This window comes from Streptomyces sp. NPDC006332, from assembly GCF_040612855.1.
In the GTDB taxonomy this organism is placed as follows: domain Bacteria; phylum Actinomycetota; class Actinomycetes; order Streptomycetales; family Streptomycetaceae; genus Streptomyces.
The window spans coordinates 1-9,834 of record NZ_JBEXRA010000111.1 but is presented as its reverse complement, the minus strand read 5'-3'; the positions used below and the strand labels follow the sequence as shown (position 1 = coordinate 9,834).

10 protein-coding genes are annotated in these 9,834 nt (G+C 71.4%); 8 read left to right on the top strand and 2 right to left on the bottom strand.

Annotated features, from left to right (window positions below):
* The first annotated feature begins 257 nt into the window (after positions 1-257).
* Both ABZ027_RS42520 and ABZ027_RS42515 read left to right on the top strand, forming a co-directional pair.
* Positions 258-785 carry a hypothetical protein gene (locus tag ABZ027_RS42520; RefSeq protein WP_356778370.1) on the top strand — a complete coding sequence of 176 codons (528 nt, stop codon included), beginning with the start codon at positions 258-260 and terminating at the stop codon, positions 783-785.
* 149 nt (positions 786-934) lie between these two features.
* Entirely contained in the window at positions 935-1,576 is a 642-nt protein-coding gene (locus tag ABZ027_RS42515; RefSeq protein WP_356778369.1) for a class F sortase, read from the top strand.
* On the opposite strand, the gene ABZ027_RS42510 is transcribed toward ABZ027_RS42515, so the two are convergent.
* On the bottom strand, positions 1,514-1,903 hold the full coding sequence (locus tag ABZ027_RS42510) for a helix-turn-helix domain-containing protein (protein WP_356778367.1): 390 nt from the start codon (positions 1,901-1,903) through the stop codon (positions 1,514-1,516). The genes ABZ027_RS42515 and ABZ027_RS42510 overlap by 63 nt on opposite strands.
* Before the next feature lie 98 nt (positions 1,904-2,001).
* Here ABZ027_RS42510 and ABZ027_RS42505 point away from each other — a divergent pair, with 98 nt between their 5' ends.
* Complete coding sequence (locus ABZ027_RS42505) at positions 2,002-2,931, top strand: NAD(P)-binding domain-containing protein (RefSeq protein ID WP_356778365.1); 930 nt, start codon at positions 2,002-2,004, stop codon at positions 2,929-2,931.
* A gap of 118 nt (positions 2,932-3,049) precedes the next feature.
* Here the strand turns inward: ABZ027_RS42505 and ABZ027_RS42500 are convergent, their stop codons facing one another.
* Complete coding sequence (locus tag ABZ027_RS42500; RefSeq protein WP_356778363.1) at positions 3,050-3,781, bottom strand: alpha/beta fold hydrolase; 732 nt, start codon at positions 3,779-3,781, stop codon at positions 3,050-3,052.
* Positions 3,782-3,937: 156 nt separating this feature from the next.
* Here ABZ027_RS42500 and ABZ027_RS42495 point away from each other — a divergent pair, with 156 nt between their 5' ends.
* From ABZ027_RS42495 to nirD, 5 genes are all read left to right on the top strand, one after another.
* A complete protein-coding gene (locus tag ABZ027_RS42495) occupies positions 3,938-4,345 on the top strand; it encodes a helix-turn-helix domain-containing protein (protein ID WP_356778361.1) in 408 nt (135 codons plus the stop codon).
* Between the two features lie 110 nt (positions 4,346-4,455).
* Positions 4,456-5,307, top strand: coding sequence for a sugar phosphate nucleotidyltransferase (locus ABZ027_RS42490; RefSeq protein ID WP_356778359.1), 852 nt, complete (start codon positions 4,456-4,458; stop codon positions 5,305-5,307).
* A gap of 208 nt (positions 5,308-5,515) precedes the next feature.
* Positions 5,516-6,766, top strand: coding sequence for an FAD-dependent oxidoreductase (locus ABZ027_RS42485; RefSeq protein WP_356778357.1), 1,251 nt, complete (start codon positions 5,516-5,518; stop codon positions 6,764-6,766).
* Positions 6,766-9,369, top strand: a complete 2,604-nt coding sequence (gene nirB / locus ABZ027_RS42480; RefSeq protein ID WP_356778355.1) for a nitrite reductase large subunit NirB — start codon at positions 6,766-6,768, stop codon at positions 9,367-9,369. Before ABZ027_RS42485 ends, nirB begins: the two co-directional genes overlap by 1 nt.
* Complete coding sequence (gene nirD / locus ABZ027_RS42475; protein WP_356778353.1) at positions 9,366-9,725, top strand: nitrite reductase small subunit NirD; 360 nt, start codon at positions 9,366-9,368, stop codon at positions 9,723-9,725. Before nirB ends, nirD begins: the two co-directional genes overlap by 4 nt.
* The last annotated feature ends 109 nt before the right edge of the window (positions 9,726-9,834 follow it).

The window sequence follows — 9,834 nt, the reverse complement described above, 5'->3', positions numbered from 1 at the left end:
GGCGGCTGCCACTGCCTTCGGGCCGGGGCAGCCGCCCGTCACCCGTTCACCCCCTTCCCCCTCCGCCCATCGGAGCCTCTTTCCACACGCCTCCCCAGACCCCGGTGACCAGCCGAAACGCCGGGTGGTTCAGGTCTGGGCGGCTCCTTGGCGGCACCCATTCATCCTATTTCTGACGATCCCTCAGGGAGCGGGTCGGGCTCGGTGCCACTTACCTCGGAAGGGCAGTCCCACCGAAACCGCTCGAGGGAGCACCGATGCGATGCACCGCCCGCCCGCTGACCGCTGCCGCGCTCGCCGTGGCCGCCGCGGGCCTCACCGCCGTACCCGCGTACGGCGGTGACACCACCGGACTGGAGGTGTCCCCGTCCTCGGTCGTGCCGGGCGGGCAGGTCACGGTGACCTCGGCGTCCTGCGGGGACATCAACACGGCGGCGGGCGACGCGGGAGCCGTGGGCGCCGGTGTCTTCACGATGGCGCCCAGCGCCCGCGAGGGGGAGGGCGAGGCGCTCGGGCGGTTCCGGGTGCCGCCGAGCGCCCAGCCGGGGACCTACGAGATCGTCGCGACCTGCGCGGTGAGCGGTCGGCGGGTGACCGGTGACCTGGTCGTCACGCTGACGTCCCAGCGCGAGCCGGTGTATCCGCGGGGGAGTGTGAAGACGGGGGTCGGCGGCGCACTTGGCCCCGATCCCGTGCAGACCGCGGCCGGTGTGGCGGCTCTCGCCGTCGCCGCCGCGGGCGGTACCTGGCTCCTGCATCGCCGGGCGAGAGGCGACGGGATCTGACGGACACCCTCCGCCGTCCGTCCGCCGGTACCGCGTGTCCCCTCCCCCTCCGGGTCCGTTCCCCCTCGCGGCCCGGAGGGGGACGGGGACCCCAGCAATGGGCCCCGGCAGGAGGGAAGGGGCCCCGGCCAGAAGAGAGGTCGAGCGTCATGCGCAGGGTCCAGAACGCCACCATATCGGCCGTCACCGCGGCGGCCCTCTGCACCGGGGCCTGGCTGCTGCGCAGCGGCACCGAGACACACGCCCCGCCGCAGCCGTCCGCCGCACAGGCGCACGCGGGCCGCGACGCCGGGCAGGACACCCGTCGGTCCGCGGCGCCGGGCGCGCCCGCGCTGCCGCCCTCCCCGCCCGACCGGATCCGCATCCCCTCGATCCGGGTGAACGCGCCCTTGACGGGCCTCGGTCTCACCCCGGCAGGCCGACTCGACGTCCCGCCCGCCGCGCGCGAGAACCTCGCCGGCTGGTACGAGGCCGGCACCACCCCCGGGGAGACGGGCACCGCGATCGTCGCCGGGCACGTCGACAACGCCGACGGTCCCGCGGTGTTCTACGACCTCGGCGCGCTGAAGAAGGGCGCCACCGTCGAGGTGGACCGGCGTGACGGCACGGTCGCCGTCTTCACCGTGGACGCGGTGGAGGCCTACCAGGCGAAAAGCTTCCCGGACACGAAGGTGTACGGCGCCGCGGCGCGGCCCGAGCTGCGGGTGATCACCTGCGGTGGCGGCTACTCACGGAGCACCGGCTATCAGGGCAACGTCGTCGTCTTCGCGCACCTCACGGGCAGCCGCTGAGCCCGCCAGCAGGTTCACCCGCCCCCAGGCGCCCAGCGGCCCCAGTGCCGCGTTCAGGGAGATCCCCAGGGGCGTGAGCGAGTACTCCACACGCGGCGGCACCTCGTCGTACGCCTCCCGGTGCACGATGCCGTCCGCCTCAAGCTCCCGCAGCTGTGCCGCGAGCACCTTCTCCGTCACGCCGGGCAGCTCCCTGCGCAGCTCACCGAAGCGGCGTGGTCTGACGTGCAGCGCCCACAGGATGAGCACCTTCCACTTGCCGCCGATCACATCCATCGCCGCGTCGATCCCGCAGACGTACGCCCCCGGCCGCCGTACGGTCGTCATTGCCGCCCCTCCCCCGCCTGGACTCTTTCCCGGTGGTAACCACCCACTCAGAAGTACGTACTTGAGCGGGCCGTTGCCCTGCGACGAGCCTAATCGCCATGACTGACAACGCGGTTGCCCCGCGCACACCTTCCCCCTCCACTCCCCTCACCCTCCTCGGCACCGGCGCGATGGGCACCGCCCTCGCCCGCGCCTGGCTCGCCGCCGGCCACCCCGTGACCGTCTGGAACCGCACCCCCGCCCGCGCCGAGGCACTGGCCGCCGAGGGCGCGACCGTCGCCCCGAGCGCCGCCGCCGCGGTGGCCGCGAACCGGCTGGTGGTCGTCTGTCTCCTCGACCACGCGTCCGTCGGCGAGGCCCTCGACGCGGCCGACCTCACGGGCCGGGACCTGGTGGACCTGACCACCGGGACGCCCGCCCAGGGACGGGACCGGGCCGCCTGGGCCGAGGCGCGCGGGGCCCGTTTCCTGGACGGCGGGATCATGGCCGTACCGCCGATGATCGGAGCCGCGAACTCCGGGGCGTACGTCTTCTACAGCGGGGGTGCGGCGCTCTTCGAGGAGCACCGGGACACCCTCGCCGTCCCGGCCGGGGCCACGTACACCGGCGCGGACCCGGGGTTCGCCGCGCTGCACGACGTGGCGCTGCTGAGCGCGATGAGCGGGATGTTCGCCGGCATCACGCACGCCTTCGCGCTGATCCGCCGGGAGGACATCGCCCCGAAGGACTTCGCGCCGCTGCTCGTGTCGTGGCTCACCGCGATGGCTCCCATGGCGCACGGGGTGGCCGAGCGGCTGGAGCGCGGTGACTACACCAAGGACGTCCTCTCCAACCTCGCCATGCAGGTCACCGGCAACGCGACCCTGCTGCGCACGGCCGAGCAGCAGGGCGTGAGCGCCGAGTTGCTGACGCCGTACATGGCGCTGATGGAGCGGCGCCTGGCGGCGGGTCAGGGTCACGGTGCCGAGGACACCACGGGGTTGGTCGATGTGCTGCTGACCTCCGGTGAGCAACAAGAGGTTTCCTAGCGGCAGTTGGGCTGGCGGGGTCCTCCTCGCCCGTGACCGATGTCAGTGGCTCCTGGAACCATGCCCTCGTCCGAGTCCGCCCTCAGGTTACGAGCTCGGCCGGGTCACGGTCCGGACGCTACCGAAGGGTGGATTCAAGCAGCAGTTCACTCAGCCCCGCCGGCATGGTGATCATGCAGTCGTGCCCGGTCGGCAGTTCCCGTATCCGCGCTGGGGAGCCGTTGGGCTGGGTCGCGGGGACCGGCCGGCGCACGATGCCTTCCGGCTCTGCGCCGACGCAGTGGATGTGCGTGCGCGGAATGGAGTTCACGGCAGGGTTGTCCAGCCGCACCGGTTGCCGCAGGCAACGCACTGGCTGGTCGGAGAGCATCGCACGCAGCCATGCGACGTCCGCCGGGTCGGTGACCCCGAACAGGCCGAGGGGCGCAGGCAATTCGGGCAGCGGCGGGATGCGCCAGGCGTCGTCGGACTTGGCGGCCAGGTCGATCAGGTGCTGGGTCATGGGCTGCACGTCGACAGCGGTCTCGCCGTGCTCCGGGACCATCGCGTCGAGGTACACCAGGTGCGCGATGCGTTCCGGTACCTCGTTGGCCACGGACGAGACGACCAGCCCCGCGTAGCTGTGACCCACGAGCACCACCTCGGTGAGGTTCTCCTCGTGGATCAGCTGGACGACGTCCGCGACGTGCGTGTCGAGCCCCACCTCGGGACCGAGGAGGTGGGCCTTGTCGCCGTAGCCGGTCAGTGAGGGCGCGAACACGCGGTGACCGGCCGATTCCAGCAGCGGGACCACCCGCTCCCAGCACTGGCCGCTGTGCCAGGCGCCGTGTACCAGCAGAAAGGTTGACATCAGGGGAGTTTTTCCTGTTCGGGGCGTGGAGGCGCGGGAGCATCTCGGTTCCTGTTGGTGCCTCGGTACTCTTCAGGAACCGAAATCATCGTGCTGCACCTGCCGCACTCCGATCAATAAGGCACATTTCGGTGCCCCGGTTCTCTGGAGGTAACCATGAGCGGCGCAGTGGGCGGCGAGTCGCGGGCGGCCGGCACCGCGGCACGGCCGAAGGACCCGTGCCAGGCCCGTGAAGTGCTCGGCATCGTCGGCGACAAGTGGTCGCTGCTGATCGTGCGTAACCTCAGCGAGGGGCCGCGCCGCTTCACCGAACTCAAGCGGGCCGTCGACGGGATCAGCCAGCGCATGCTCACCGTCACCCTGCGCGGCCTGGAACGCGACGGGATCCTCACCCGGACCGTCCGCAACGTCATGCCGCCGCACGTCAGTTACGAACTCACGCCGATGGGCAGGACCCTGCGCGAAGCCACCGCACCCCTGTTGGAGTGGAGCATCACGCACCTGACGCAGATCGACGCCGCCCGCGCCGAGTACGACGCCCGCCCCGACACCTCGCCCGCCTGACCCGCGCCCGGCCGCACTCACCGACTCGCGTTCCGTGATGCGCGGCCCGTACCGTCGGATGGCCTGGCCGTGCCCGGCGTCCCTGAAGTCACGACGTGAGGAATCCTGCTGTGACCACTGTCCGCAAGGCCGTCATCGCCGCCGCAGGACTGGGTACGCGCATGTTCCCGATCACGAAGGTGGTCGAGAAGGCGATGTTGCCCATCGGCCGTCGACCCACGATCGACTACCTCGTCCGTGAGTGTGCTGCCGCCGGGGTCGAGGAGATCGCGATCGTGGTGCGCAAGGGCAGCACGCAGATCCAGCGGTACTACGGCGACGACAGTGACCTGCGCGCCCTGCTGACCCGCCGAGGCTGGGCCGAGAAGGCGCGTGGCCTCGACGAGATCAGCTCGGTGCCGTCCATCACCTTCGTCGAGCAGTCCCTGGAGGACAGCTACGGCACCGCGCTGCCTGTGCTGCTGGCCAAGGACTTCGTCGCCGGTGACAGCTTCTTCTTCCTCTCCAGCGACGACCTTCTCGTCGACGAGCCCGGCCTCTCGACCCTGGCGGAGCTGGCCCGCGAGGCCGCCGGCGGGTACGCGCTCGTGGGCCAGCCGGTGGCCGAGGTCGCCCTGGAGCGTTACGGCCGCCTCCGGACGGCCGAGACCGACGGGCGGCTGCTGCTGAGGGATCTCGTCGAGAAGGACAGCGGCTTCGTCGACGGCGGTCAGGCTCTGATCAACATCAGCAGGTACGCCTTCCCCGCCGAGTTCGTTTCCGTTCTCGCCTCGGTGGCCGAGCACGAGGAGTCAGGGGAGTACCGCCTCACCGACGGGCTCCTGTCGGTCCTCCGGTCGCAGCCGGTCGCCGTATCGGTCAGCAGCGGCAGCTACTACGACCTCGGCAGCGAGCGCGGGCTTGCCGAAGCGGCCCAACGCATCGTCGGTGACGAGCAGTTCGGAGCAGCACACCCTGTCTGATGGCTACGCCGCCTTGGCAAGGTCCTTTTGACGACACCTGCCCCGGGGGTGTGCAAGGGGTGTGCGAGGGGCCCGCGGACCTCACAGCGCTCCCCCCGCGCCCGTCCCGAACCCTCACACCCGCCACCCGTCCCCGCTGAGGGCAGCGTTCCCCGCGGGAAACAGACGTGATGCGACCGGGTAACACCCACACCGCACGCTCCTAGACATGACCTCGAATACGCGTGTGGTGGTGATCGGCGCCGGCCTCGCGGGCGTCCGTCTCGCCCGGCGGCTCAGCGAGCTGGGCACGCCCGTGACGCTCGTCGGCGACGAGGAGCACCGTCCGTACAACAGGGTGCTCCTCGCCGAAGTGCTGGCCGGGCGCTACAGCCCCGAGGTGATCGCCCTCCCGGCGCCCGCCGGGCTGGTCCGGGCCCGGGTCACCGGCATCGACCGGGACGGACGGACCGTCGAGTGCGCGGACGGTTCGAAGATCGCATACGACAACCTGGTCCTGGCCACCGGCTCCAACCCGGTGCTCCCGCCGCTGCGCGGCCTGTTCACCCCCGACCACGTGCTGCCCGAGGGCGTCCACGCCTTCCGCACCATGGACGACTGCCTGGGCCTGTCCAAGGCGGTCCGGCCGGGTGTGAAGGCGGTCGTCATCGGCGGCGGACTCCTCGGGGTCTCGGCGGCCCGGGCGCTCGCGCTGCGCGGCGCCCAGGTCGTCCTCGCCCAGCAGTCCGAGCGGCTCATGGAGCGCCAGCTCGACCCGTCGGCCTCCAAGCTCGTCCGCCGGCACCTGAAGGACCTCGGCGTCGAGATCCACACCGAGTGCCGGGTGCGGGACGTGCGCTGCGTCGGCGGCGTGGTCCGCTCGGTCGAGATGGCCGACGGTTACGCCCTCGACGCCGACCTGGTGGTCCTGGCCTGCGGGGTCCACCCGAGGGTGGGTCTCGCCCAGGCCGCGGGCCTGGACGTGCGCAAGGGGATCGTCGTGGACGACGAACTGCGTACGTCCGACCCGCACATCCGGGCCGTCGGCGACTGCGTCCAGCACGACGGCACCGTGTACGGGCTGGCCACTCCGGCCCTCGAACAGGCCGACATCCTCGCCGAGTTGCTCGCCGGCGAGGCGGGCGCGGCAGGCGAGGCGGGCAGCGCGGGCGACCTCGGCGCCCGCTACACCGGCACCCGCTCACTCACCCGGCTCACCCTCGCCGGACAGAGCGCCTTCGACCTCGCCGCGTTCGGCGAGACGGAGGCCCTTCCCGGCGACGACGTGGTCCAGCTCGCCGACGCCACCCGAGGCACCTACCGCAAGGTCGTCGTCCGCGACGACCGCCTGGTCGGCGGGGTCCTCGTCGGCGAACTCGGCACCGTCGGCGCGCTCGCGCGCGCCTGGGAGGGAGCAGAGCCGCTCCCGTCCGACGGCGGCCCCCTGCTCCACCTGCTCACCAACGACGGAGGCTCCTGATGTCCACGACCCCCACGATCGTGCTCGTCGGCCACGGCATGGTCGGCCAGCGCTTCCTCGAAGCGCTCGCCGCACGCGGCCTGACCGCCACGCACCGCGTGGTCGTGCTGTGCGAGGAGCCGCGCCCCGCCTACGACCGGGTCGCGCTCACCTCGTACTTCTCGGGCAAGTCGCCCGAGGACCTCTCGATGACCGACATGGAGTTCATCAAGGACCACGGCATCGAGCTGTACGTCGGTGACCCGGCGGAGACGATCGACCGCGAGGCGCGCCGGGTGACCGCCCGCTCCGGCCTGGTCGTCGACTACGACGTCCTGGTGCTCGCCACCGGCTCGTACCCCTTCGTCCCGCCCGTCCCCAACAAGGACGCCGAGGGCTGCTTCGTCTACCGCACGATCGACGACCTCCTCGCGATCGAGGAGTACGCGAAGACCCGGACGACCGGCGCGGTGGTCGGCGGCGGTCTGCTCGGACTCGAGGCGGCCGGCGCGCTCAAGGGCCTCGGACTCACCTCCCACATCGTGGAGTTCGCGCCCCGCCTGATGCCCGTCCAGGTCGACGAGGGCGGCGGCGCCGCGCTGCTGCGCACCATCGAGGACATGGGCCTGACGGTCCACACGGGCGTCGGCACGCAGGAGATCGTGGTCGACGAGTCCGGCGCGGTCACCGGCATGAAGCTGTCCGACGGCTCCGAACTCGACACCGACCTGGTGGTGTTCTCCGCCGGTGTCCGCCCCCGCGACCAACTGGCCCGCGACTGCGGCCTGACGGTCGGCGAGCGCGGCGGCATCACCGTCGACGAGCAGTGCCGCACGGTGTCCGACCCGCACGTGTTCGCGATCGGCGAGTGCGCGCTGGCCTCCGACGGCCGGGTGTACGGCCTGGTGGCCCCCGGTTACGAGCAGGCCGAGGCGGCGGCCGCGACGATCGCCGAGGACGAGGCGGAGTTCACCGGCGCCGACCTGTCCACCAAGCTGAAGCTGCTCGGCGTGGACGTGGCGTCCTTCGGTGACGCGCACGGCACGGCCGAGGACTGCCTGGACGTCGTCTACTCCGACTCCCGCTCGGGCCTGTACAAGAAGCTGGTCATCGGCCGCGACGGCACCCTGCTCGGCGGCATCCTGGTCGGCGACGCGGAGGCGTACGGCACGCTCAAGGCGTTCACCGGCTCGGTTCCGCCGGTGTCGCCCGAGTCGCTGGTGCTGCCCGCCGGCGCCGGGGAGTCCGTCCAGCTCGGCCCGACCGCGCTGCCGGACGAGGCGATCATCTGCTCCTGCAACAACGTCACCAAGGGCACGATCCGCGGCGCGGTCACCGAGCACAGCTGCACCACGGTGCCCGAGGTGAAGAAGTGCACCAAGGCCGGTACCACCTGCGGCAGTTGCGTCAAGGTCCTCGGCCAGCTGGTCAACGCCGAGCTGGAGGCAAGCGGCGTCGAGGTCGACAAGGGCCTGTGCGGCTGCTTCTCGCAGACCCGCGAGGAGCTGTACGAGATCGTCCTCGCCCTGCGCATCAACACCTACCAGGACCTGCTGGACCGCTACGGCCGTGACGGCGCCCGGGGCGGCGACGGCTGCGACATCTGCAAGCCGGCCGTCGGCTCGATCATCGCCTCCCTCGCCCCGACCATCGGCGCGAGCGGCTACGTCCTCGACGGCGAGCAGGCGGCGCTCCAGGAGACCAACGACCACTTCCTCGCCAACCTCCAGAAGAACGGCTCGTACTCGGTCGTCCCCCGCATTCCCGGTGGTGAGATCACCCCCGAGGGCCTGATCGTGATCGGTGAGATCGCCCGCGACTTCGGCCTCTACACGAAGATCACGGGCGGTCAGCGGATCGACATGTTCGGCGCCCGCGTCGAACAACTCCCGCTGATCTGGACCCGGTTGGTGGACGCCGGCTTCGAGTCCGGGCACGCCTACGGCAAGTCCCTGCGCACCGTGAAGTCCTGCGTCGGCCAGACCTGGTGCCGTTACGGCGTCCAGGACTCCGTGCGCATGGCGATCGACCTGGAGCTGCGCTACCGGGGACTGCGCTCCCCGCACAAGCTCAAGTCGGCGGTGTCGGGCTGCGCCCGGGAGTGCGCGGAGGCCCAGTCGAAGGACTTCGGCGTCATCGCCACCGCGAGCGGCTGGAACCTGTACGTGGGCGGCAACGGAGGCGCCACCCCGCGCCACGCGGACCTGCTCGCGCAGGACCTGTCGGACGCCGAACTGATCCGTCTCATCGACCGGTTCCTGATGTTCTACATCCGCACCGCCGACCGTCTGGAACGCACCTCGACCTGGCTGGAGCGGATCCCGGGCGGCCTGGACCACGTGCGGGACGTGGTCGTGGAGGACTCCCTCGGCATCTGCGAGGAGCTGGAGTCGCTGATGACGGACCACGTCGCGCACTACGCCGACGAGTGGGCGACGACCATCAACGACCCCGAGAAGCTGTCGCGGTTCGTCTCCTTCGTGAACGCCCCCGACACCCCCGACCCGGTCGTCGGCTTCATCCCGGAGCGCGACCAGATCAAGCCCGACCTGCCGCTGCTGTCCATCGGCATGCGGCCCACCGCAAACCCGGCCGACGTCCTGGAAGGAAGCGCCCAGCGATGACCCTGGCACCCGAGACGACCGACCTGAAGGTCCAACTCCAACTCGACGCGGGCGACGACGCCTGGTTCACCGTCTGCGACCTGAGCGCCCTGCTGCCGGGCCGCGGGGTGGCGGCCCTGCTCCCCGACGGCCACCAGGCCGCCCTCTTCCGCGACCGCGCGGGCCAGCTGTACGCCATCGACAACCGCGACCCGTTCAGCGGCGCCGCGGTCCTCTCCCGCGGCCTGACCGGCACCCACCAGGGACGCCCGTTCGTCGCCTCGCCGCTCCTGAAGCAGCGCTTCGACCTGGAGACCGGGGTGTGCCTGGACGACGAGACGGTACGCGTGGCGACGTACGAGGTGCGGATCTCCTAGCCGGAGCGGCAGCCGGGGGGGTGCCCCTATGACTTTGGTCAAGAAGTGATCGGGGTTGGTGGTTGGTAGAAGGTGCCGTCGCGGAGCATCGCGAAGAGCACGTCTGCCC

Bases quoted from the DNA above. Each gene is read 5' to 3' on its own strand.
- ABZ027_RS42520 (WP_356778370.1), top strand. From the start codon at position 258: ATGCGATGCACCGCCCGCCCGCTGACCGCTGCCGCGCTCGCCGTGGCC.
- ABZ027_RS42515 (WP_356778369.1), top strand. From the start codon at position 935: ATGCGCAGGGTCCAGAACGCCACCATATCGGCCGTCACCGCGGCGGCC.
- ABZ027_RS42510 (WP_356778367.1), bottom strand. From the start codon at position 1,903: ATGACGACCGTACGGCGGCCGGGGGCGTACGTCTGCGGGATCGACGCG.
- ABZ027_RS42505 (WP_356778365.1), top strand. From the start codon at position 2,002: ATGACTGACAACGCGGTTGCCCCGCGCACACCTTCCCCCTCCACTCCC.
- ABZ027_RS42500 (WP_356778363.1), bottom strand. From the start codon at position 3,781: ATGTCAACCTTTCTGCTGGTACACGGCGCCTGGCACAGCGGCCAGTGC.
- ABZ027_RS42495 (WP_356778361.1), top strand. From the start codon at position 3,938: ATGAGCGGCGCAGTGGGCGGCGAGTCGCGGGCGGCCGGCACCGCGGCA.
- ABZ027_RS42485 (WP_356778357.1), top strand. From the start codon at position 5,516: ATGACCTCGAATACGCGTGTGGTGGTGATCGGCGCCGGCCTCGCGGGC.
- nirB (WP_356778355.1), top strand. From the start codon at position 6,766: ATGTCCACGACCCCCACGATCGTGCTCGTCGGCCACGGCATGGTCGGC.
- nirD (WP_356778353.1), top strand. From the start codon at position 9,366: ATGACCCTGGCACCCGAGACGACCGACCTGAAGGTCCAACTCCAACTC.